This window comes from Exiguobacterium sp. s56 (assembly GCF_018618255.1).
Lineage (GTDB): Bacteria > Bacillota > Bacilli > Exiguobacteriales > Exiguobacteriaceae > Exiguobacterium > Exiguobacterium chiriqhucha.
Genome location: NZ_JACSLR010000005.1, coordinates 103,282 through 125,485, shown reverse-complemented (window position 1 = coordinate 125,485; position 22,204 = coordinate 103,282). Strand labels below are relative to the sequence as shown.

Below are 22,204 nucleotides of genomic sequence, written 5' to 3'. Positions count from 1 at the left end.
ACTCGACCGATTTTTTGCTAAATAGGATTGAGTGAAAAAGCGAGGAATCAAGTATGGATGCATATGAACGTTCATTAAAACAGCAAGCAGACCGAATTCGACGCGAACTATCCCAAGAAGGGAAGAAAGGTGCGCCTGCACCGAAGCCCGAGCCGAAGGATGAATTTGTGCCGTCGGATGTACCGTCTCCGATTTATGGATACGCCCGACCGAAACCGAAAATCATCTTGCCGACTGAACATTCTCCGGAGACGCGAGACGATTCAGCGATGCGCCAAGCGAAGCGAGTGGCCGTCCCAGTTGAGGAAATGTCAGAGGCGGTGCCACCAAGCGTAACGCCTGAGCCTGAGAACGAACCGGTAATTGATTCTGTAGATGAATCGGTGATGGAGTCAGTAGACGAATCCGTTGTTGAATCAGTAGACGAATCGGTGATCGAATCAGTAGATGAACCGGTGATGGAGTCGGTTGATGAATCGGCGCCGGACACGGACGAAGCGATGACACCACAGTCTGACTTTGATGTCACAGCGGACGAAGCGCCAGTAGCGGAGACGCTTGAGGAAATGGTGGCCGAGCAAACAGATTCACCAATCGAAGCGTCAATTATTTCCGCGGAAACATCGCAACCAATTGACGAGAGTCCGACCGTCTTGGAAGATGAGCCGGATGAATCAGATACAAAACCGCTCCTCGGGGAAGTCTCGATTGTAGAGAGCGGATTTGCCTCGGTCTTCATGGGGTCGACCGATTTGAAATCGTCAAAGATTGCCGTTCGTGAAGAAAAACAAGATGTGACCGAACCATCGTTGCCGACTGAAGCATCGGTCGAGACGGTGGCACCGATTGTTGAGGATGTTGCGAAAACATTACAGTCGGACGAACCGGTCGATGTGCCTGATGAAGAAACATTGACGCCCGCCATGGGCGTGTCATACAAAGCGGATGGCCCTCCGCTCAACGTCATGATGACGCCGCAAGACCGGATGGCGATGTACAAGAGTCGCCGATTGGCTAAAAAAAACAATAATCTGTAATAGCATGACTCCGGTAGTTTTGCTATAATGACAAAGGTTTGTCGCATTTTTGAAACAGACCGCAATGAATTAGGGGGGCTATTTACAGATGAACCGTTATCACTTCGTCGGAATTAAAGGAACGGGCATGAGTCCTTTAGCTCAAATTTTAAATGACATGAATAATGAGGTCCGAGGTTCGGACGTTGACAAAGCATTTTTTACTGAAGAAGCATTGAACCGTAAAGGAATTGAAATCCTTCCGTTTGACCCTGAAAACATTACTGAAGGGCAAATCGTCGTCCAAGGTAACGCCTTCACAGACGATCACCCTGAAGTTGTTCGGGCACGCGAACTCGGATTGACGATATACAAGTACTATGAGTTTCTAGGCGAGTTGGCTGACCACTACACGAGTGTCGCCATCACTGGATCTCACGGGAAAACATCGACGACAGGTCTGTTGGCCCACGTCATGCGTGGCATCGAGCCGACATCATTCTTGATTGGCGATGGTACGGGTGAAGGTGTCGAAGACTCGAAAAACTTCGTCTTCGAGGCTTGTGAGTATAAGCGTCACTTCTTATACTATCGTCCGGACTATGCCATCATGACGAACATCGACTTTGATCATTCTGATTACTTCTCAGGACTCGATGACGTCATCGACGCATTCCAAGAGATGGCCAAGCAAGTGAAGAAAGGCATCATCGCTTGCGGGGATGATGAAAATCTTCAACACATTCAAGCGAACGTGCCAATCGTCTATTACGGTTTTGGCGCTCATAACGACTTCCGCGCCGAGAACGTGAACTCGACGGATAACGGGACGACGTTTGACGTGTATTTGCGTGACGACTTCTATGGGACGTTCCGGATTCCAGGATACGGGAACCATAGCGTCTTGAACGCACTTGCCGTCATCGCGACATGTGACTACGAGAACTTACCGAAAGAGTTGGTCAAAGACCGCCTCGAGACGTTCAACGGCGTGAAACGTCGTTTCAGCGAATCGACGCTCGGAAGCCAAGTGTTAGTGGATGATTATGCCCACCATCCACGGGAAATCAGTGCGACAGTGGAAGCGGCGCGTAAAAAATACGTCGGCCGTGAAGTTGTAGCTATCTTCCAACCGCACACGTACACGCGTCTTAAATCATTCATGGATGATTTCGCTGCGGCATTAGCCGAAGCGGATGCCGTTTACTTGTGTGACATCTTCGGTTCGGCTCGCGAACAAGAAGGTACAGTTACGATTGAAGACCTGCAATCGCGCATCGAAGGCGCGAACGTGTTGAAGCGCGGCGGAACGCAAGTGCTCCAGGCACATGACAATGCCGTCCTCCTGTTCATGGGGGCTGGGGACATCCAGACTTATCAACGCGAATATGAGAAACACGTCCAACTTGAAGCGTGAATCGAGAGCGAACGGCTGATGCCGTTCGTTTTTTTTGTGTTTAACATCGAGCTAAGACGGTAATAATACTAGCGACTGAATTTGGAAAAGGAGATGTTAAGGATGGCAAGCCAAGGCGCATTAAACACATTGAACAAAGAGGTAGCCAACTATGGCCTCTTATTCGTCAAACTGCACAACTACCATTGGTACATTAGCGGGCCTCACTTCTTCACGTATCATGAAAAATTAGAGGAACTGTATAATCTCGTCGCCGAACTGTACGATGACGTGGCGGAACGTCTATTGATGAACGATGGCGAACCGTATGCGACGATGAAGGAGTATCTCGAACATTCGACGTTGCAAGAAGGGGACCGCCACGCGGATACCGAGCAGATGATTAAAGATGTCATCAGTGACTTCAAACAGATTCGCCAAGAGATGCAAGACGCGATGGAGAACTTCGAAGACGGGGACGAAGCCATCGAGGACACATTCGTGTCTCATATCGAACGACTCGAAAAAGAGATTTGGATGATGTCGGCTGCGCTCGGTAAAAAGACGAAGCTGTAACGAAAAAACAAGCGTGCCGTCATCGGCACGCTTGTTTTTGTTATTTCAAGTTCTCTGGGTTGAGTGGCAAGAGCGAGTCGACGACGAAACGCCCGTCCTTACGAATCAAGACATCATCGAACCAAATCTCGCCGCCGCCGTAATCAGGGCGTTGGATATTGACGAGGTCCCAATGGATTGACGAGTTGTTGCCGTTATAAGCGTCATCATACGCCTGACCCGGTGTAAAGTGGAAACTGCCGTCGATTTTCTCATCGAACAAGATATCCTTCATCGGATGTTGAATGTACGGGTTGACGCCGATGGCGAACTCGCCGACGAAACGTGCCCCTTCGTCCGTATTGAACACTTCATTGATTCGGTCTGTGTCGTTCGCTGTCGCATCGACAATCTTTCCATCTTTGAACGTCAACGACACGTTCTCGAACGTGAAGCCGTGATACGGTGACGGCGTGTTGTACGTGATGACACCGTTGATCGAATCTTTGACCGGAGCTGTGAACACTTCACCGTCCGGAATGTTCATTTGGCCAGAACACTTGATGGCCGGAATGTCTTTAATTGAGAACGTGAGGTCCGTCCCTGGTCCTTTGATTGTGACACGGTCGGTCTCATTCATGAGGCTGACGAGCGCGTCCATGGCCCGGTCCATCTTACCGTAGTCGAGTGTGCAGACGTTGAAGTAGAAGTCTTCAAACGCCTCAGTCGATTTACCAGCGAGTTGTGCCATCGACGGCGATGGATAACGGAGCACGACCCATCTCGTTCCTTTGACGCGGTCCTCGGTATGCATTTTACCGAGAGTGGCCCCGACGAGTTTTTGTTGCTCGGCCGGCACGTCTGACAGTTCGTTGATGTTGTCACCGGCACGAAGGCCGATGTAAGCGTCCATCGCTTGCATCTGTTTGCGTTCGATATCGGCCATGAGTTCGAGCTGTTCCCGGCTCGCTCCCGTATAAAGTTTGCGCAAGATGCGGCTCTCTTTCAATAAGACGAACGGATGCCCCCCAGCCTCATACGCCTTTTCGACGAGCGCTTCGACAAGCGATTCCTCGACGCCGAAATTTTCAATAAGAACGCGTTCCCCCGGTTTCAATTCGACTGAATAATTGATTAATCCATCAGCGAGTTGCGTGATTCTTGGATCTCTCATACGAACACCCCTTTTAACTTTTTTAAATTTATTTCTATTTTAGTGTAATCGAAAACATAAAAACGGGTAAAGGAATAATCAGACCGGATGGCGAAAACGGTTGTGACAAATCTTTTGAGTCATAATGGTGCTATAATGAAACCACCACATTATTGAATAGGAGGAATGGATGCATGGAAATCACATTAGGAGGCATTGCAGGGCTCGTCGCAGCACTCGCATTTGTCGTACTCGTATTTTTCTTGGCACGTGTCTTGTCGAACGTCAATCGGACACTCGGCAGCGTCGCCAACACAACTGAAAACTTAGAACGTCAATTAGACGGAATCACAATGGAAGTGACGGCGCTCTTACATAAGACGAACCGTCTCGTGGATAACGTCGAAGAGAAAACAGAATTGCTCGCACCGGTGGCACACGCCCTTGATGAGCTCGGCACGTCACTCAACGAAGTGACAGAGTCGGTACGGACGGTTTCTTCTTCCGTTCACGTAGCAGCAGACGAGAATAAAGAGCAGATTGCCCAAGCGGTACGTTGGGGATCGGTCGCTGTAGAATTATTTAAGAAAAACAAAACAGAAACGTCTTCAGACGAACGACCATCACGTCGTCGCGGCCGTCGGGACCGTAAACAAGAACCGACTACGGTTTCACCAGGGTTGATTGCGACAGACGATACAATCAAATCATAACTATCACAAGGAGGAAGTAACGATGACATACGACAAGAACAAGACATATACGAATGAACAGCAATCAAGCGGTGGGTTTTTAGCAGGTGTCGTCCTCGGCGGCGTGATTGGTGCAGCAGTAGCACTCCTCACATCACCGAAGAGCGGACGTGAAGTACGGACATACCTCGACGAGAAAACGGCGACGTCGCGTGAGCGATTGACCGTCAAGTCGAAAGAAGTTCGTGAAAAAGCAGAACCGGTCGTCGGCGAATGGATTAAAGTAGCGAGCGATAAAGCGGCTCCGGTCTTAAACCTCGTCAAAGACAAGGCCCGTGAAGCGGCTGAATTGAAACAACAAGTCGATGAAGACGAATTGTCAATCGAAGAAGCGATGGAGAAAGCTGATCAACTCGTAGCGGAGGCGGAAGCCGAAGTGAAAGAGCAACTCGATAAGGCTTCAGAAGAGCAGTCGAACGAAGCAAAAGATTCGAACGAAGCGAAAGCCTCAAATGAGTCAAACGAGTCGTCGAAGTCAGAAGCGTCGACAGACAAACCGAAACAATCAGACAATAAGCCGAACGCGAACAAATCGAACGCGACGAAATCGGCTGCAAACAAACAAAAAACAACGAGCAGCCGTGACCAATCGGAAGACTATGAGTCAGACTTCGAGGCACCTGTGAAAGACTTGCTCGACGATGAGTCGAAACAAGAATTGAACAACTTGAAGCAAGACCTTAAAAACGGCAACAAATAAGTGATGACGCGTCCGGGACTAGCCGGGCGCTTTTTTTTGTTGATTTTGTGTCGTCAGCCCATTTCCCTATGACAAAGCGATTAAAGTTCGTTATAATTAGGAATCTGGAAAGAACGGCTTAGAAATGAGAGGGTAATTATGAGTCCACAAGATCAGTTGAATCGATTACGTCGCGAGATGGATGAGTTGAATCGTGAGATGCTCGACTTGTTCAGCCGCCGTGGCACACTCGCTGTTGAGATTGGAAAAGTAAAACGTCTGCAAGGTGTGGAGCGATACGATCCGGTACGTGAACGTGAGATGCTCGACTTCATCGCGGCAGAGAATCCGGGTCCGTTCGAGACGGCTCGCTTGCAACATCTGTTCAAAGAGATGTTTAAAGCTTCGGCCGAACTGCAAGGCGAAGACCGTGACAAGACGCTACTCGTTTCACGGAAACGCCAAGCCGAAGACACGATCGTCACGCTCGATGATGTCAAAATCGGCAATGGACGTCCGCAACTGATTGCGGGACCATGTGCGGTCGAATCGTTTGAGCAAGTGAACGCCGTCGCTGAGAAATTGGCGCTGTCCGGAGTGAAAATCTTGCGGGGCGGGGCGTACAAGCCACGTACTTCACCATACGACTTCCAAGGTCTCGGCTTCGAGGGATTGAAACTGCTGAAGCAAGCGGCAGATCGTCATGACTTACGGGTCATCTCTGAAATCATGACGCCTGGTGCGGTCGAATCGGCACTTCCATACGTGGACATCATCCAAGTCGGTGCGCGCAATATGCAAAACTTCGACTTGCTGAAAGAAGTCGGGAAGACGGATAAACCGGTGCTCTTGAAGCGTGGCTTATCGGCTACGATTGAAGAGTTCATCTATGCGGCCGAGTACATCATGGCGAGCGGCAACAGCCAAGTCATCTTGTGCGAACGCGGTATCCGGACATATGAACGGGCGACACGCAACACGCTCGACATCACCGCGGTCCCGATTTTGAAACAAGAGACGCATTTGCCGGTCATGGTCGACGTGACGCACTCGACAGGACGACGCGACTTGTTACTGCCAGCGGCCAAAGCGGCGCTTGCAGTCGGAGCGGACGGGGTCATGGTGGAAGTACACCCGAACCCGGCCATCGCCTTATCGGATGCCCAGCAACAACTCGATTTCGATCAGTTCGATCAATTCGTGGACGGGCTAACGGCCCAGTTCCCTCAACTTGATTTGGTGAAAAAGTAAGCTTTCCAATTGGAAACGTTTTATATAGCGTGAAGACAGGGTAAAATGATGACAGATACCTGTCTTCCTTTTTTGACACGTTTTTTGAAAATCGTTTGAAAATCATTGCTTGTAGGAGGAGTTTTAATGAATAGTAACAATGTAACCATCTATGATGTCGCACGAGAAGCCGGGGTGTCGATGGCAACCGTCTCACGCGTCGTCAACGGAAACCCGAACGTCAAACCGACGACCCGCAAGAAAGTCCAGGATGCGATTGACCGTCTCGGCTATCGTCCGAACGCTGTCGCACGTGGACTGGCCAGTAAGAAGACGACGACGGTCGGCGTCATCGTCCCAGATATCTCGAACATCTTCTTCGCAGACCTTGCCCGCGGAATCGAGGACGTCGCGACGATGTACAAGTACAACATCATCCTCGGGAACTCGGACTCGAACCGTGACAAAGAGATCCATTTGTTGAACACATTGCTCGGGAAACAAGTCGACGGCATCATTTTCATGGGCGGTCGTCTGCATGAAGACCTCGTCAACGAGTTTAAGAAGTCACCGGTCCCAATCGTCCTCGCGGCGACACTCAACCAAGGGTATGACCTCCCTGCGGTCAACATCGATTATGAGCAAGCGGCATACGACGCGACCGAAATGTTGATTGGCCACGGTCATAAACAAGTCGGCTTCATCACAGGTCCACTCGAGCAACAAATCAATGGCGAGAAGAAATTCTCTGGCTACCGCCGTGCCCTTGACGACGCCGGACTCCCGTTCCGTGAGAGTGACGTCGTCCTTGGGAATTACACGTACGCATCAGGCCTTGAGGCGATGCAGAAGATGCTCGAACGTGACGATTGCCCGAAAGCGATTTTCGCCGGTACGGATGAGATGGCACTCGGTGTCATTCACGCGATTCAAGACGCCGGTTTCTCGGTCCCGAACGATTTTGAAGTCGTCGGCCATGATAACACGCGTCTCGCTACGATGATTCGTCCGAAATTGACGACGGTCGTCCAACCGATGTATGACATCGGTGCCGTTGCCATGCGTCTCTTGACGAAAATCTTGAATGCGGAAGAAGTCGAAGAGAAGAACGTTGTCTTGCCGCACCGCATCGAACGTCGCGATTCGGTACGTCAAGACTGAATAAAAATCCCCTCGCCTGTCGGAGTCACTCCGCGGACGAGGGGATTTTTTTAGACATATATTGATTTGCGATCGTTCGAAATGAACGGCCAGAACGCCCGTTTCGTCACTTCCCAATTTTTCTCCTCAATTTGTTGGCGTCGGGGAATATGTTGGAACGTGTACGGATGGTCATCCCAGCGTGTCGGCAAGGCTAAATCCGCTTTGTCCTGCCACTGCTCGATCCATTCGGACGGAATGTCGCCGCTGTACGGCGCCTCGCGCGTCAGTCCGGCCCACACTTGCGCCCAAGCCCGGGGTACGGTTCGATACCAATCATAGCCGCCGCCGCCGAGGGCGACGAGTCTTCCTTCCGTATACTCGTCGGCAAGTCGAGAGGCGATTTGAGGAATCTGTTCGAACGTCCGAATCGTCGAGGCAAGGTGCGTCAACGGATCAAAGGCATGAGCGTCGGCCCCGTTCTGCGTCACGATGATATCCGGCTTGAACCATTCGCACGCTTCCCGGAACACTGTCTCGTAACAGCGCAAGAACGACTCGTCTTGGGTGAACGCATCGACCGGGACGTTCCAGCTATAGCCGTACCCATTCCCGTTGCCGCGCTCTGTGACGGCTCCTGTCCCCGGGAACAGGTAGCGGCCGGTCTCGTGGATGGATAACGTCATCACATCGTCATCGTCATAAAACAGCCATTGTACGCCGTCTCCGTGGTGGGCGTCAGTATCGACATAGAGGACCCGGCTGCCGTACGCTTTACGGACGTGGGCGATGGCAACCGCTGCGTCGTTATACACGCAAAATCCGGACGCTTTCCGCCTCATCCCGTGATGGAGGCCGCCCCCGACGTGAAAGGCGCGCTCCAGTTTACCGCTCGCGACCAAATCGAGTGCGTGAACGGTGCCCCCGACGAGCCGGGCCGCCCCTTCATGGATGGTTGGGAAAATCGGCGTGTCTTCAGTGCCGAGGCCGAACTTGTTCGCTTTCAATGTCGACAGCTCACCGGCCGCCGCCGCTTGAACCGCTTCGATATAATCAAGGTCATGGACGAGCGCGAGCGACTCGACCGAGGCGAGGGACGGGGCGATGCACTCGGAGGCCTGAAGTTTACCTGAGGCGATGAGCAGGGACGTCGTCAGCTCCAGGCGGACCGGATTGAACGGATGATCCGCATGGAAGCGGTACGAGTTCTCGTTCTCCCCGAATATGTAGGCCGGTCTCATTGGGACATCTCCGGACCGAGCACGTCATAACCTTCGCGTTTCAACCGTTCGATGATGCGGAGCGGATTCATCGTCTGGACGCGGAACGAGATGATGCGTTTATACGGGTCGGGCGTCGGGTGAACGAACACGTTGATGATGTTGACGTTCGTCTTGGCGAGGAGCCGGGTCACTTTCTCGAGCGTCCCCGTCGTGTTCTCGACCAAGAGCTCAATCTGAGAGCTCGGCTCGAGCGCGCCCGTCAATTGGACGAAGTAACGCAATAAGTCTGTCTCGGTCAAGACGCCGACGAGTTTGCCTTGTTCGACAATCGGCAGGCAGGTCAGGCGATACTCATAAAACAGAGCGGCCGCATCTTCGAAGAAGTCGTACGGATGTGCCGTCGTCACATCTTGACGCATGATGCTCGAAACGGGGTTTTTGAAGTCGGCGCTCTCGCTCTCCGGATGGAACACGCTCGTCGCTCCGCTCATCTCGAACTGGCCGACGATTCCGACGACTTGTCGGGCCGGGTTGGTGACGATGAGATGGCGCACTTTATGATCACGCATGAGCTTGGCCGCATGGGCGATCGTGTTGGTCGGTTGAATCGTCACGACATGACGGTTCATCATTTGTTCAATCAACATCCAGGTCCCTCCTTAGTCATACATGAACCGGCGCCGCAGCCGGAGCGAATCGAAATGGTCGATCGTTTCTTGCCGGACGTTCTTGCCAATCCGTGCCATGAGACAGTTGGCCGGATGCGAGGCAATCTCCGGGTCATCGGTCGGGAAGAAGACGAGTCCGCCGTGGTTCATCATCTTTTCCATCACTTTCCGATAGTCCCAGATAGAGAGCCCGCTCCCTTTCAAGTCCCAGTGCCAATAATATTCGGTCGTCAAAATCAAGAAGTCATCCATATGCGAGTCCATCATTGACACTTCGAGCAGTTGCTTGCCAATCCGTTGGCCACGGAAGCGCGGGCTCACTTCGATCGCGCCGAGCTCGAGGATATAGGGGTCGTTCCCTTCACTCCAACGTTCATATGGGTCCGGATATAAATACGTGACATAACCGATGACGAGGTCATCGACGCGGGCCACGATGATGCGGCCTTCTTTCAAGTCAGCGATTTCGACGAGCGCCTTGTGTTGGTCCTCAGGTTCACGAAATGCGGTCAATCCCTCATCGAGCCGATACGTGGCCAACACGTCGCTCTCGATCGGTCCATCGATGATTACGGCTCCGAGTGAGGTTTCCCACACCTTTGAATGATATTGTTTTTCCATGGAGTCACCACCTTTTCCACCTTCTATTATAGCGCTTTCATTTAGCTTGTTTCACACTCTTTTGGAGATTTTGGAAATTCATTGATTTGTCATAATATTAACACTATACTGAAAGTGGTTATACCATTCATTACAGGGGAGGCGAATCTTTAGCGATGGAAAAATTGAAAGCGTTATCAGGGGAACATCAATTGGCGTCGTATGAAGATGCTTGTCAGTCGTTCGAGTGGACACAAGCAGAAGCATTATTTTCTTGGAATTTGACGGGGAACGTCAACATGGCATACGAAGCAATCGACCGTCACGCAGAAGGTGAACTCGCCACGAAGCTGGCGTTGCTCTATTTCGATGGGGAACGAGAAGAGCGCTACACGTATGAGGACATGAAACGAGAAAGCAATCGGGCCGGAAACGTTCTGAAATCGGTTGGAGTGGAGAAAGGCGACCGCGTCTTCATCTTCATGCCACGGAGTCCAGAACTTTATTTTATTTTGCTCGGTACACTCAAGCTCGGGGCGATCGTCGGTCCGTTGTTTGAGGCGTTCATGGAGCAAGCCGTCCACGACCGTCTGCTCGACTCGGAAGCGAAAGTCATCGTCACGACCGAGGCGCTCCTACCGCGTATCCCGGTCGATCAACTCCCGCACTTGGAGACGATTTTAATCGTCGGTGACGAGGTAAAAGAGGCAGGGAAAATCATCGACTACCGCAAATTGGCGGGTGATGCCTCGACCGATCTCGACATCACGTGGGTCGACCGCGAAGACGGCATGATTTTGCATTATACGTCAGGGTCGACCGGGAAACCGAAAGGTGTCTTGCATGTCCATAACGCCATGGTGCAGCATTTGATGACCGGCAAATGGGTGCTCGACTTGCAACCGGACGACATTTACTGGTGCACAGCCGATCCAGGTTGGGTGACGGGTACGAGCTATGGGATTTTCGCACCGTTCTTGAACGGGGCGACGAACGTAATCGTCGGGGGACGATTCAATCCTGAGTTCTGGTATTCGGTCATCGAACGGTTCGGTGTCACGGTCTGGTACAGCGCGCCGACAGCGTTCCGGATGCTCATGGGTGCCGGAGAAGAGGCGTTTGAAAAATATGATTTGTCGTCACTCCGCCATATCCTGTCGGTCGGAGAACCGCTCAATCCGGAAGTCATTCGTTGGGGGAACGAATCGTTCGGATTACGGATTCATGACACGTGGTGGATGACAGAGACCGGCGCGATGATGATTTGTAACTATCCGACGATGGATATCAAACCGGGGTCGATGGGCAAAGCCATCCCGGGTTGTGAAGCGGCCATCTTAGACGACCGCGGTCAACCACTCCCGCCGCACCGGATGGGCAACTTGGCACTCAAGACGCCATGGCCGTCGATGATGCGGAAAATTTGGAAGAATGACGCCAAGTATGAGAGTTACTTCTGGGGAGACTGGTACGTCTCGGGTGACTCGGCGTATATGGACGAGGACGGTTACTTCTGGTTCCAAGGCCGCGTCGATGACGTCATCATGACGGCAGGGGAGCGGGTCGGTCCGTTCGAAGTCGAGAGTCGTCTCGTCGAGCACCCAGCTGTCGCCGAGGCAGGGGTCATCGGGAAACCGGACCCGGTCCGCGGGGAGATCATCAAGGCGTTCATCGCGCTCCGTAAAGGCTATGAGCCGTCGGACGAGTTGAAGGCGGAGATTCAAAAGTTCGTCAAAGAAGGACTCGCGGCTCACGCGGCTCCGCGTGAGATCGAGTTCAAAGACAAATTGCCGAAAACGCGAAGCGGGAAAATCATGCGTCGCGTCTTGAAAGCATGGGAGTTGAACCTCGAGACGGGTGACTTATCGACAATGGAAGATTGAACGACAAAAGGTCGACACGCGATGTGTCGACCTTTCTTGTCGGATTAGGCGCCGTCTGCAGCTTCGGCGTCTTCTTTCTTCTTGTCTTCCTCAGCCTTTTTCTCAGCTTCGGCTTTCTTCTTTGCTTCTTCTTCAGCTTTCTTCTTATCAGCTTCCGCTTTTTTCTTTGCGTCGGCTTCTGCTTTCGCTTTTGCGTCAGCCGCTGCCTTTTCCTTCGCAGCAGCGTCAGCTTCTTGTTTCTCTTCTTCAGCTTCCTGTTTCTGCTCTTCAGCCTCTTGTTTCTTCTCTTCGGCTTCTTGTTTCTTCTTCGCCTCTTCTTCGGCTTTCTTCTTCGCTTCCTCTTCCTTCTTCTTCTCTTCGACTTTTTTCTTCTCAGAGAATGAACCAGAGTCCTTGAAGTCAGCGGCAGAAACACTAGAAGGCTGGGTAAAGCGTGCACCCGCGTTGAAGATTTCAGGATTATCGGCGAATACGCGGTTGGCAGTCTGTGACCAGATACGTTGTGTCCGTTGATAATACTGACCGACTTCATAGCTGTTTTGCATCTCAGCTAATTGTGAGTCAAAACCAGACCACACGGCGAGCGTGACGTTCGGGTTCGAACCGACCAAGTACGAATCGCGTCGTTCGTTCGTCGTACCAGATTTACCCATCCAATCGCCAGGGACATTTAAGAGCGATTTGGCATACGTCGCTGTTCCTGACGTATAGACATCACGCAACATGTCGATGACGAGATAAGACGTACGGTCAGTATAGATGCGTGTCTTTTTCGCTTTTTTCTCGAAGATGGTCTCACCGTTATATTCGATGCGTTCGATGAAGTATGGCTCGACATGTTCGCCGTAGTTTGCGAGCATCGCGTAAGATGCGGCCAAGTTGACCGGGCTGACTTCTCCGACGCCTAGAGCCATCGATGATGCATTTCGGTTCGCTTCCGATACTTCGATGCCCATATCGACGAGTTTTTGCGTATCAGCAGTTTTCTGGTTCCGTTCTTCGTAAATCTTAACGGCAGGGACGTTGAGGGAACGCTTCAATGCCTCGCGGGCCGTCACCGGACCGTTATGCGTTCTGCTCTCATTTAAAACTTCTTTTTTAGGCTGTCCCGGACCGGTAAATTTGTAGAAATACTCTTCGTCTAAAATGACCGTCTCAGGTGTGATCATTCGAGCTTCAATCGCGTTGGCATACACCAAAATTGGCTTGGCCGTCGATCCGATTTGACGCTCCATGCGCATGGCGCGGTTTACTTCATCTGTCTTGCCGTTAATATAACGACCACCGACAAAACCAAGGATGCGCCCTGTTTTGTTTTCAATCATGATTGATGCCGTCTGTTCAGGCAATGTCCGATCTTCTTCTTTGATGTATTGATCTTTATCAAAGTTATTGGCATTTTTAGCCGGTTGTTGCATCGCCTCATGAACTTTTTTGTCAAGCGTCATATGAATCTTGAATCCACCCTGACGCAACATATTGTGTGCACGTTTGGCATATGTTGACCGGATGGTATTTTGTTCTTCCGTTTTTAAATCTGACAAGACGATGCCGTCTTGTTCAAGCAAGTAGTTCGTGACGATTTGTCGGGCTTGTAGTTCAGCTTCTTGCACAACATACGGATAGCGGTCACGCGGCTTCGATTGCGTCTTCATGAAGTCTTTTGTGATGTCGTAGTTGTATGCAGCGTCGTAGTCTTTTTTCGTGATCTTCCCGGCGACGTACATCCGGTTGAGTACCGTCTTCATCCGGTTGATGGCCGGTGCCACGTCCTCTTTAATGACACCGCCTTGGTAATACGGTGTATAAAGGAACGGGTTTTTCGGAATCCCGGCGAGGAAAGCGGCTTGTGGTAACGTCAACTTCTCAGCCGATGTGTTGAAGACACCGCGAGCGGCTGCTTCAATCCCTGAGATGTTGCGTCCCATCGAGTTTCGTCCGAATGAGACGACGTTCAAGTACGCGTTCAAGATCTCATCTTTGTTCATTGCTTTCTCGAGGCGAAGGGCGAGTAAAATCTCTTTCGCTTTTCGTTCGAACGACACTTCGTTCGTCAGCATTTGGTTCTTGATGAGCTGTTGTGTGAGCGTAGAGCCACCGGTCCGATCTTCCGAACCGGTCGCTTCTTGTAAGATGGCACGGAGCGTCGCTTTCGGGACGACACCATCGTGTTCGTAAAACTCGACGTCCTCTGTGGCGAGTAACGCGTCGACGACGAACGGAGAAACTTTGTCGACGGCGACGGGAATCCGTACTTCATCCGTCGTATAGTTTCCGATTCGTTCACCGCTTCCAAAATAAATGTCAGAAGTCGATGAGTACGTGTTGATTTGTGACGTCATCGTCTTATAAGCGGGTGCCGGCATATCCTTGACGAGTGAAGCGAAATAACCCGCTCCGATCCCGGCGCCTAAAAATCCAATGAGAACGACCGATATAATCGTTAGGAGCAGAACGTTCCAGGATACATCGTAAAATACATTGGCATAACGGCGGGCTTTCAAGGACTTTGGTTGGTTCCATGTGTCTCGAATCTTTTGCAGCATGACAGCCTCCTTAATATGGTGTAAAACTATTTTGGACAGTAATATATACGATTATAGCACAAGTCATTGCCGACCTTCCTCCCAATCAACTGTCGGCTGCAAGTTTCCATCTTCCAGTTGACAATTTGGAAATAGAACTTATAAAATGTAAAGCATAGTCCATAAACAAAGATGCTATGAAGAAAGCGAAGTAGTCGACTGACCGCTTGTCCAGAAAGCTAGTGGGTGCTGTGAACTAGCCAATGTCAATCGATGAATTACACTTTTGGAGCGTGCCGTTCGGCCGGGTCGAGACCGTTATCTCTCGCTACAAGTGGCCACAGCTGTGGCAATTAGGGTGGTACCGCGGAATCTCCGTCCCTTCTCATATGAGAAGGGACGTTTTTTTATGTCAATCGAAGGAGTGGAACAGATGGAATTATTGAAGGATTTAGAATTTCGAGGTCTCGTCAACCAAATGACGGACGAAGCAGGATTGAAAGAACAGTTGAACAAACCGACGACGCTTTACACCGGGTTCGACCCGACGGCGGACTCGCTTCATATCGGGCACTTGCTCCCGATTTTAACACTCAAACGTTTCCAAGAGGCGGGACACCACGTCATCGCCCTCGTCGGTGGCGCGACTGGGATGATCGGTGACCCATCAGGTCGTTCGGACGAGCGTTCGCTCAACACGCTCGACACGGTCAAACAGTTCTCGGATCGAATCAAAGACCAATTGAGCCGTTTCCTCCCGCTCGAAGGTGAGAATCCAATCTCTATCCGCAACAACTACGAATGGACGGAAGAGTTATCGATTATCGATTTCTTACGTGATATCGGGAAACACTTCCCGATCAGCTACATGCTCGCCAAAGACTCGGTCGACTCACGTTTGGAGAACGGAATCTCGTACACGGAATTCTCATACATGTTGTTGCAATCGTTCGACTTCTTGAAGTTGTACGAAAACGAGAACTGCCGCCTTCAAGTCGGGGGCAGCGACCAGTGGGGCAACATCACGGCTGGACTCGAACTCATCCGCCGCTTCGGTCACTCAGAGAAGGCGTTCGGGTTGACGGTGCCGCTCGTGACGAAGTCGGACGGTCAAAAATTCGGGAAGACGGCCGGTGGTGCAGTCTGGCTCGACGCCGATAAGACGACGCCGTACGAGTTTTACCAGTTCTGGATTAACGTCGACGACGCTGACGTCATCAAGTTCATCAAATACTTCACGTTCATGTCGCACGAAGACATCTTGGCGCTCGAAGCAGAAGTGGTCGCTGCACCGGAGAAGCGTGTCGCCCAACGTCGTCTCGCTGAAGAGATGACAAAACTCGTCCACGGAGAAGCGGGTCTTGATCAAGCGCAACGCATCACGACTGCCTTCTTTAGTGGCGACTTAAAAACGCTCAAACCAGAAGACATGGATGCCGCATTCAAGGGCATGCCACAGTTCGAGCTCGAAGGCGAGCGCAACCTTGTCGACCTTCTCGTCGAAGCGAAGATTGCACCATCGAAACGTCAAGCCCGTGAAGACGTTCAAAACGGGGCGATTTACTTGAACGGGGAGCGGGAGCAGTCGCTGGATAAGACGGTGACACGCGCCGATACGCTCGGTGAGTTCACCATCATCCGTCGCGGTAAGAAAAAATACTTCGTGATCCGTCACGTCTGATGCATGCGTCCATGTCCGCCAATGTTGCGAACATGGACGTTTTTTTCTGACTCAACATCGATTCGGTCTGCTACGATAGCAAGTATAGACGACAAGGAGGCTTTGTTATGGACATTGAAGAATTTTTTGGCGAGCAGTTCCATCAATGGCGGGAGCGATTCCGGTACTACGAGATGGCGATCACTGAACTCGAGAGCGATCTCGGCATCATCGACCTCGATTGGCAGACGCGGCTCGGCTATTCGCCGATTGAACACGTGAAGACGAGGATGAAGACGTTGCCGTCCATCATTCGGAAGATGAATCAAAAAGGGCTTCCCCTCGAAGTGGAAGCGCTGTGGGACAATATATCTGACGTCGCCGGAGTGCGAATCGTCACGAGTTTTCGTGATGACATCTACGCCATCCTCGATCATTTGAAAAAACGGGACGATTTAGAAATTGATGAGATTAAGGATTACATCCAACATCCGAAACCGAGCGGCTATCGGAGCTTGCATCTCATCGTCCGAACGAAAGTGTATTTGGCGGAACGCGTCATCTGGGTGCCAGCCGAGATTCAAATTCGCACGCTCGCCATGGATTTTTGGGCGGCGACGGAGCATAAACTTCATTATAAATACCAGCACGTCGTCCCGGAGACGTCGAAACTCGAGTTGATTGAAGCGGCGAAGATGGCGGATGCGCTCGATACCCAGATGGGCCGGATTCGTGAACAGATTTTAAAGAAATAAAAAAATCCCCTTTCCTGCCGAGGCAGGGAAGGGGATAAAAGCATTAACGTGAGTAGTACTCAACGATGAGTTGCTCTTTGATTTGGTCGTTCAATTCAGCGCGCTCAGGAAGACGTACGAATGTACCTTCGAGCTTCTCAGCATCGAATGTGACGTAGTCTTTTGTAGCTGGTGCTACTTCGAGAGCTTCAGCGATCGCTTTGAAGTTTTTAGACTTCTCGCGAACTGAAATGACTTGACCTGGTTTTACACGGTAAGACGCGATGTCTACACGTGAACCGTCAACTTGGATGTGACCGTGGTTGACGAGTTGGCGCGCTCCGCGACGTGTGCGAGCGAGACCCATACGGTAAACGAGGTTGTCAAGGCGTGACTCGAGCAAGAACATGAAGTTCTCACCGTGGATACCTTGCATTTTCCCAGCATCGTTGAAGATGCGACGGAATTGCTTCTCGTTGATTCCGTACATGTGACGGAGTGCTTGCTTCGCTTGAAGCTGAAGACCGTATTCAGAGATTTTACGACGACCATTTCCGTGTTGACCTGGTGCGTAAGGACGTTTTGCTAATTCTTTACCCGTTTCGCTAAGCGAGATGCCTAAGCGACGCGAGAGTTTCCAAGCTGGACCTGTGTAACGAGCCATGTTTGGACTCCTCCTTGTTGTTCATGTATTTTGCACAAAAGAACAACGGTGTCAAAGACGGGTGACGCCCCTTTCTAGGTTCAAGCACCTTCACTTGATAGCGAAGCTACGAGATGCTCCTCCGACTCAGTCGAGGCCCGAAAGGTGGATACGTCTGTCAATGACTGCTATCGTCATTTCATGCACAAAAATCAGTATACGACGAAACGATTCGCTTGTCAATCAGATGAAGCGAAGTAATGTCTGGCAAAATTGCTCGAGCCCTTGGCGATCGACATCTGAGAAGCGGTCGAACTCGGGGCTGTCGATATCGAGGACACCGATCGTCTTGCCGTCGCGAACGAGCGGGACGACGATTTCTGAGTTAGAAGCCGCGTCACAAGCGATATGGCCCGGGAATTGATGGACGTCTGCGATGAGTTGCGTCTCTTGCGTCGAGGCCGCCGTGCCGCAAACTCCTTTACCGAACGCGATATGGACACAAGCCGGAAGGCCTTGGAACGGCCCGAGGATGAGGGCGTCTTCTCCCTCTGTTAAATAGAAGCCGACCCAGTTGATGCGGTCGAGGAACTGGTTGAGCAATGCGCTCGCGTTCGATAGGTTGGCGACACGGTTCGTCTCGCCTTCTAGAAGTGCTGCCAGCTGTTTATTGAGCATGTCGTACCCGGCGGCCAAATCGCCGGTGTAAGTCGTTGTTTGAAACATTTGATTCCCTCCTATGAATGAATGCATGATGAATTAGCATTATGGTACACGCATTTTTTCGGTTTGTCTTCTCAAAAGATTCGCGTGGAAAATAACATTCTCTCCCTAAACCGTTGGAAAACCTATGCAAATCATTGGTTCTATAATATGATTAGTATTATCTATACTCATAAAATACTTCATTTATTCATTTAGATACATAAGTCCACGAAAGCGGCTTGGAGGTTGTGACAGAGATGGATTACGGAATCTACGGAATTTTAATTGGAATCATTGTCATCGTATTAGGGGCCATGCTGGGAAGCATGCTCGTGCGAAGGGATTTTTACCAGAAAATTGATGATTTAGACATGCGCAAACAAAGTGTGCTCAGCGCCAGTGTGCCGGCTGAACTGCAGAAGTTCAAACAATGGCCGATGGAAGGCGAGACGAAAGAGAAGTTCGAACGGTGGCATCAGTCGTGGGACGAACTCGTCAGCGTACATACGGGACAAATCGATGAGGCGCTCTATCATGCCGAAGAAGATTTGGACAAATATCGCTTCCTTAAAGTGAAATCCGATTTGAACGCGACGGAACAGTTGATTGAAGAGCTCGAGTCGATGGTACACGCCATGCTCGATGAGATGGATGAGTTCAATCAACACCATTCGTCGCTTCTCGATATCGTCAAAAAAGACGAGAAAGAGTTGTATCAATTCCGGAAGACGCTCGTCGCCCAAAACAGTGCGTTTGGCCCGACATACGAGCTCGTCGAGTCTGAAATCGCGGCAGCGGAAGCGAAGCGGACCGAGATGATCACGTTGAAGCAGGAAGGACAAGTGTCGGAGGCGTATATCGCCGGCCAAGTCTTGTCTGAGAAAGTGACGAAGATTCGTGAACTCGTCGGCGTCATCCCGCAGTTCGTGCGCACGGTGCAAATCGATTTGAAACAACAGCTCAACCAGTTGCGTTCGGGTCATAAAGAGATGCAAATGGACGGCTACGCGCTTGAGCCGCTCGGTTTAATGGAAGAGATCGAGCAAGCGGAAGATCGCCGGGCCGCGCTCATGGACCGGATTGAACAACTCGACTTCGATCATTTCGAGATGGACATGCAACAGCTCAGCTCGGACATCGATCAGCTGTTCGAAGCGTTCCGGACCGAAGTCGATGCACGCCAATACGTGAAAAAAGAATTCGCGACCGTGAAAGAACGTGACCGCCAGACGAGTGAAGTCATGGCTCGTCTCCATCAAGAGATGACCCGCCTCGTCAGCAATTACGAGATTAATGCCCGTGTCGGCGAAGAGTTTGAACAGCTCGAAAGGGAGCGTGCGACGCTCACAGCGAACGTACTCGACATCGAACAGGCGCTCGTCGCCCAGATGATTCCGTTCAGCATGATTAAATCAAAAGTACAAGAAGCGAAACGTTCGCTCGATCAGTTCAGTGCGATGCATGAACGGTTCATCGAGAACACGAACTCCCTTCGCAAAGAAGAACTCGAAGTCCGCAACAAACTCGAGTCATGGAAGCGCGAACTGTCTGCCCATCGCCGTTTGCTCGCGAAGAGCGCCATGCCGGTCGTTCCGACTGATTTGACGAGCGATATGCGCCAGTTGCAAAAAGGCGTGCAATCGTTGGATGAACAGTTCGAGAAAGCACCGTTTAATATGACGTATATCGTCGGCCTCAGCCACGACGTCGAAGAGACGATGGACAACTTCCGGGACCGGGTCAAAGCGCTCTTGCGCCAAGTCACGTACGCCGAACAGCTTCTGCAGTATGCGAACCGCTATCGCCGTCGCGACAACGAGGTGCATATCGCCTTGACGCTCGCCGAGAACAAGTTTTTACATGGTGAGTATGGGACGGCCGTCGAGATTGGCGAGCGTGTCCTCGGACGTTTCGATGAAGGTGCGGCCCGTGAGATTCGCCAACGCGTCGAAAAAGGATTGGAACAGCAAGAGCTATTACGAAAATAATGATGCATGAAGATTGACGTAAACGGGAATTAACGTGTACGTCAATCTTTTTTGAATCGAGGAGGAATTTTGTGATGGGAACGCTATGGGTTAACGGAAAGATTTATACGATGAACAAAGAGCATGAACAAGCTCGTGCCATGTACGTGGAGCACGGCCGGATCTTGAAGATGGGGGAAGAAGGCCACCTTCGTCGTACATACGCCGGAAGAATCAAGCAAATTGTGAATCTTGAAGGGAAGAGCGTCTATCCGGCGTTCACCGACTCACACATCCACTTGATCGGGTACGGGGAAGCGCTCGACCGGATCGATGCGACCGAGACGACGGACTTGCAAGCTCTGCTCGAATCGATGAAGCAAAAGGGTGGAAACGACGATTGGATCGTCGCGGAAGGGTTCAATGACCGTCTGCTTGGCGAGATGCCGACGCGTGAGATGATTGATGCCGTTATTCCGGACCGCCCCGTCGTCTTGAAACGGGTCTGTCGCCACGTTGCCGTCGTCAACTCGAAAGGGTTGGAACGGCTCGGCTTGATTCATCATACCGTCATCGAAGGCGGGAAGCTCGGACGCGATGCGGACGGCAAGTTGAACGGGGTGCTGTACGATGCGGCGCTCGACCTGCTCCACAAAGAGCGGGGCGGGAATCGCGAGAAAAATGTCGCCTCGCTCCACCGGGCCATCGACTCTCTGTTCGCCCACGGCATCGTCAATGCCCATACGGAAGACTTGTTCTATCACGGTGACCCGCTCGAGACGATTCAAGCGTATGAAGACGTGTTGGCGGACCTCCCGTTCCACGCGCATCTGCTCGTCCATGAACAAGTCGTCGATACGTTGATTCGTCACGATGCGCTCGCCAAGCGCCCGCGTTTTGATTTCGGGGCGATGAAATTGTTCGTCGACGGATCGTTCGGGGGACGGACGGCACTCTTGTCGGAACCGTACACGGATGATCCGGCACAGCGGGGAATCGAGGTCCATCGTCCGGATCATCTCGAGGCGCTTGTCAAAAAGGCGCGGTCCTACGGGATGAACGTGGCGGCCCACGTGATTGGGGACGCCGCCGCCGAACAGTTCATCACGCTGCTTGAGAAATATCCGGCCAAGCGCGGGACGAGAGACCGAATCATTCACGCCTCACTCTTGAACGACGCGCTCTTGAAACGGATTCAAGCGTTGCCGGTGTTGATTGATGCCCAACCGATTTTCTTGTCGGACGACATGAACTTGTTGTTCGACCGGCTCGGCAACGACCGCGTCGATGACGCCTACCGCTTCAAATCGATGCTCGATACGGGAGCGCTCGTCCTTGGAGGCAGTGACGCCCCGATTTCTACCGTCGATGTACGGAAAGGTTTGTATGCGGCGGTCACCCGTCAGTCATTTGAGGAGTCAGGGGCGCTCAACCCGCCGGAACGCCTATCGATGTATGAGGCGCTCCGTAGCTTCACGTATGCACCACGTGTCGCCACAGGCACACACGGACGCGACGGCTTGTTGATTCAGAGCTATAACGCGACGTTCACAGTGTGGGAAGAGGACTTCTTCGACTTGCGTGGACGCGACATCCTCGACAACCGACTCGTCATGACGGTCGTCGACGGGGCTCCGGTATACGAGGCCGACGTCGTCAACACGTAATAACAAAA

General features: G+C 51.6%; 19 protein-coding genes and 1 other annotated feature. Of the genes, 12 read left to right on the top strand and 7 right to left on the bottom strand.

The window, feature by feature from the left end:
• Positions 1-53 precede the first annotated feature (53 nt).
• The 3 genes from KNP71_RS07095 to KNP71_RS07085 all read left to right on the top strand — a co-directional run bounded on the left by KNP71_RS07095 (position 54) and on the right by KNP71_RS07085 (position 2,988).
• Positions 54-1,037, top strand: a complete 984-nt coding sequence (locus KNP71_RS07095; RefSeq protein WP_131471303.1) for a hypothetical protein — start codon at positions 54-56, stop codon at positions 1,035-1,037.
• An 88-nt stretch (positions 1,038-1,125) separates the two neighbouring features.
• On the top strand, positions 1,126-2,433 hold the full coding sequence (murC, locus tag KNP71_RS07090; protein ID WP_021065584.1) for a UDP-N-acetylmuramate--L-alanine ligase: 1,308 nt from the start codon (positions 1,126-1,128) through the stop codon (positions 2,431-2,433).
• Between the two features lie 102 nt (positions 2,434-2,535).
• On the top strand, positions 2,536-2,988 hold the full coding sequence (locus KNP71_RS07085; protein ID WP_021065585.1) for a Dps family protein: 453 nt from the start codon (positions 2,536-2,538) through the stop codon (positions 2,986-2,988).
• A 40-nt stretch (positions 2,989-3,028) separates the two neighbouring features.
• Here KNP71_RS07085 and KNP71_RS07080 read toward each other — a convergent pair whose 3' ends face one another.
• The gene (locus KNP71_RS07080; protein WP_131471302.1) at positions 3,029-4,141 is read right to left on the bottom strand and encodes an aminopeptidase; all 1,113 of its coding nucleotides are present in this window, start codon (positions 4,139-4,141) and stop codon (positions 3,029-3,031) included.
• Positions 4,142-4,314: 173 nt separating this feature from the next.
• On the opposite strand from KNP71_RS07080, the gene KNP71_RS07075 reads away from it, so the two are divergent.
• The 4 genes from KNP71_RS07075 (at position 4,315) to ccpA (ending at position 7,942) form a co-directional block, all read left to right on the top strand.
• On the top strand, positions 4,315-4,833 hold the full coding sequence (locus KNP71_RS07075; RefSeq protein WP_021065587.1) for a DUF948 domain-containing protein: 519 nt from the start codon (positions 4,315-4,317) through the stop codon (positions 4,831-4,833).
• 22 nt (positions 4,834-4,855) lie between these two features.
• Positions 4,856-5,572, top strand: coding sequence for a YtxH domain-containing protein (locus KNP71_RS07070; protein WP_029595164.1), 717 nt, complete (start codon positions 4,856-4,858; stop codon positions 5,570-5,572).
• Between the two features lie 138 nt (positions 5,573-5,710).
• On the top strand, positions 5,711-6,802 hold the full coding sequence (locus KNP71_RS07065) for a bifunctional 3-deoxy-7-phosphoheptulonate synthase/chorismate mutase (RefSeq protein ID WP_131471301.1): 1,092 nt from the start codon (positions 5,711-5,713) through the stop codon (positions 6,800-6,802).
• 126 nt (positions 6,803-6,928) lie between these two features.
• Positions 6,929-7,942, top strand: a complete 1,014-nt coding sequence (ccpA, locus tag KNP71_RS07060) for a catabolite control protein A (RefSeq protein ID WP_021065590.1) — start codon at positions 6,929-6,931, stop codon at positions 7,940-7,942.
• 50 nt (positions 7,943-7,992) lie between these two features.
• Here ccpA and KNP71_RS07055 read toward each other — a convergent pair whose 3' ends face one another.
• The 3 genes from KNP71_RS07055 to KNP71_RS07045 are packed head-to-tail and all read right to left on the bottom strand — an operon-like array spanning position 7,993 to position 10,433.
• Positions 7,993-9,162 (bottom strand): acetoin utilization protein AcuC, encoded by a 1,170-nt coding sequence (locus KNP71_RS07055; protein ID WP_131471300.1) that lies wholly within the window; start codon positions 9,160-9,162, stop codon positions 7,993-7,995.
• The gene (locus KNP71_RS07050; RefSeq protein WP_021065592.1) at positions 9,159-9,791 is read right to left on the bottom strand and encodes an acetoin utilization AcuB family protein; all 633 of its coding nucleotides are present in this window, start codon (positions 9,789-9,791) and stop codon (positions 9,159-9,161) included. Before KNP71_RS07050 ends, KNP71_RS07055 begins: the two co-directional genes overlap by 4 nt.
• Positions 9,792-9,803: 12 nt before the next feature.
• Positions 9,804-10,433, bottom strand: a complete 630-nt coding sequence (locus KNP71_RS07045) for a GNAT family N-acetyltransferase (protein WP_058764004.1) — start codon at positions 10,431-10,433, stop codon at positions 9,804-9,806.
• A 155-nt stretch (positions 10,434-10,588) separates the two neighbouring features.
• Here KNP71_RS07045 and acsA point away from each other — a divergent pair, with 155 nt between their 5' ends.
• Positions 10,589-12,295, top strand: a complete 1,707-nt coding sequence (gene acsA, locus KNP71_RS07040) for an acetate--CoA ligase (RefSeq protein ID WP_021065594.1) — start codon at positions 10,589-10,591, stop codon at positions 12,293-12,295.
• A gap of 44 nt (positions 12,296-12,339) precedes the next feature.
• On the opposite strand, the gene KNP71_RS07035 is transcribed toward acsA, so the two are convergent.
• Positions 12,340-14,841 (bottom strand): transglycosylase domain-containing protein, encoded by a 2,502-nt coding sequence (locus KNP71_RS07035; RefSeq protein ID WP_029595166.1) that lies wholly within the window; start codon positions 14,839-14,841, stop codon positions 12,340-12,342.
• A gap of 167 nt (positions 14,842-15,008) precedes the next feature.
• Positions 15,009-15,206 (top strand) — a binding site (T-box leader).
• Between the two features lie 47 nt (positions 15,207-15,253).
• Here KNP71_RS07035 and tyrS point away from each other — a divergent pair.
• Together tyrS and KNP71_RS07025 are read left to right on the top strand one after the other, a co-directional pair.
• Positions 15,254-16,501: a tyrosine--tRNA ligase gene (tyrS, locus tag KNP71_RS07030; protein WP_029595167.1), complete on the top strand. Its 1,248-nt coding sequence runs from the start codon at positions 15,254-15,256 to the stop codon at positions 16,499-16,501.
• A gap of 107 nt (positions 16,502-16,608) precedes the next feature.
• Positions 16,609-17,235, top strand: coding sequence for a GTP pyrophosphokinase (locus KNP71_RS07025; protein WP_029595168.1), 627 nt, complete (start codon positions 16,609-16,611; stop codon positions 17,233-17,235).
• Positions 17,236-17,278: 43 nt separating this feature from the next.
• On the opposite strand, the gene rpsD is transcribed toward KNP71_RS07025, so the two are convergent.
• Both rpsD and KNP71_RS07015 read right to left on the bottom strand, forming a co-directional pair.
• Complete coding sequence (rpsD, locus tag KNP71_RS07020) at positions 17,279-17,878, bottom strand: 30S ribosomal protein S4 (RefSeq protein ID WP_029595169.1); 600 nt, start codon at positions 17,876-17,878, stop codon at positions 17,279-17,281.
• A 222-nt stretch (positions 17,879-18,100) separates the two neighbouring features.
• Positions 18,101-18,583 (bottom strand): GAF domain-containing protein, encoded by a 483-nt coding sequence (locus KNP71_RS07015; protein ID WP_021065599.1) that lies wholly within the window; start codon positions 18,581-18,583, stop codon positions 18,101-18,103.
• Between the two features lie 236 nt (positions 18,584-18,819).
• Here KNP71_RS07015 and ezrA point away from each other — a divergent pair, with 236 nt between their 5' ends.
• Together ezrA and KNP71_RS07005 are read left to right on the top strand one after the other, a co-directional pair.
• Positions 18,820-20,550: a septation ring formation regulator EzrA gene (ezrA, locus tag KNP71_RS07010; protein ID WP_214830384.1), complete on the top strand. Its 1,731-nt coding sequence runs from the start codon at positions 18,820-18,822 to the stop codon at positions 20,548-20,550.
• Positions 20,551-20,624: 74 nt separating this feature from the next.
• A complete protein-coding gene (locus KNP71_RS07005) occupies positions 20,625-22,196 on the top strand; it encodes an amidohydrolase (protein WP_214830383.1) in 1,572 nt (523 codons plus the stop codon).
• The last annotated feature ends 8 nt before the right edge of the window (positions 22,197-22,204 follow it).

Excerpts from the sequence above, each read along its gene's own strand:
- KNP71_RS07095 (WP_131471303.1), top strand. The coding sequence starts at position 54 with ATGGATGCATATGAACGTTCATTAAAACAGCAAGCAGACCGAATTCGA.
- murC (WP_021065584.1), top strand. The coding sequence starts at position 1,126 with ATGAACCGTTATCACTTCGTCGGAATTAAAGGAACGGGCATGAGTCCT.
- KNP71_RS07085 (WP_021065585.1), top strand. The coding sequence starts at position 2,536 with ATGGCAAGCCAAGGCGCATTAAACACATTGAACAAAGAGGTAGCCAAC.
- KNP71_RS07080 (WP_131471302.1), bottom strand. The coding sequence starts at position 4,141 with ATGAGAGATCCAAGAATCACGCAACTCGCTGATGGATTAATCAATTAT.
- KNP71_RS07075 (WP_021065587.1), top strand. The coding sequence starts at position 4,315 with ATGGAAATCACATTAGGAGGCATTGCAGGGCTCGTCGCAGCACTCGCA.
- KNP71_RS07070 (WP_029595164.1), top strand. The coding sequence starts at position 4,856 with ATGACATACGACAAGAACAAGACATATACGAATGAACAGCAATCAAGC.
- KNP71_RS07065 (WP_131471301.1), top strand. The coding sequence starts at position 5,711 with ATGAGTCCACAAGATCAGTTGAATCGATTACGTCGCGAGATGGATGAG.
- ccpA (WP_021065590.1), top strand. The coding sequence starts at position 6,929 with ATGAATAGTAACAATGTAACCATCTATGATGTCGCACGAGAAGCCGGG.
- KNP71_RS07055 (WP_131471300.1), bottom strand. The coding sequence starts at position 9,162 with ATGAGACCGGCCTACATATTCGGGGAGAACGAGAACTCGTACCGCTTC.
- KNP71_RS07050 (WP_021065592.1), bottom strand. The coding sequence starts at position 9,791 with ATGTTGATTGAACAAATGATGAACCGTCATGTCGTGACGATTCAACCG.
- KNP71_RS07045 (WP_058764004.1), bottom strand. The coding sequence starts at position 10,433 with ATGGAAAAACAATATCATTCAAAGGTGTGGGAAACCTCACTCGGAGCC.
- acsA (WP_021065594.1), top strand. The coding sequence starts at position 10,589 with ATGGAAAAATTGAAAGCGTTATCAGGGGAACATCAATTGGCGTCGTAT.
- KNP71_RS07035 (WP_029595166.1), bottom strand. The coding sequence starts at position 14,841 with ATGCTGCAAAAGATTCGAGACACATGGAACCAACCAAAGTCCTTGAAA.
- tyrS (WP_029595167.1), top strand. The coding sequence starts at position 15,254 with ATGGAATTATTGAAGGATTTAGAATTTCGAGGTCTCGTCAACCAAATG.
- KNP71_RS07025 (WP_029595168.1), top strand. The coding sequence starts at position 16,609 with ATGGACATTGAAGAATTTTTTGGCGAGCAGTTCCATCAATGGCGGGAG.
- rpsD (WP_029595169.1), bottom strand. The coding sequence starts at position 17,878 with ATGGCTCGTTACACAGGTCCAGCTTGGAAACTCTCGCGTCGCTTAGGC.
- KNP71_RS07015 (WP_021065599.1), bottom strand. The coding sequence starts at position 18,583 with ATGTTTCAAACAACGACTTACACCGGCGATTTGGCCGCCGGGTACGAC.
- ezrA (WP_214830384.1), top strand. The coding sequence starts at position 18,820 with ATGGATTACGGAATCTACGGAATTTTAATTGGAATCATTGTCATCGTA.
- KNP71_RS07005 (WP_214830383.1), top strand. The coding sequence starts at position 20,625 with ATGGGAACGCTATGGGTTAACGGAAAGATTTATACGATGAACAAAGAG.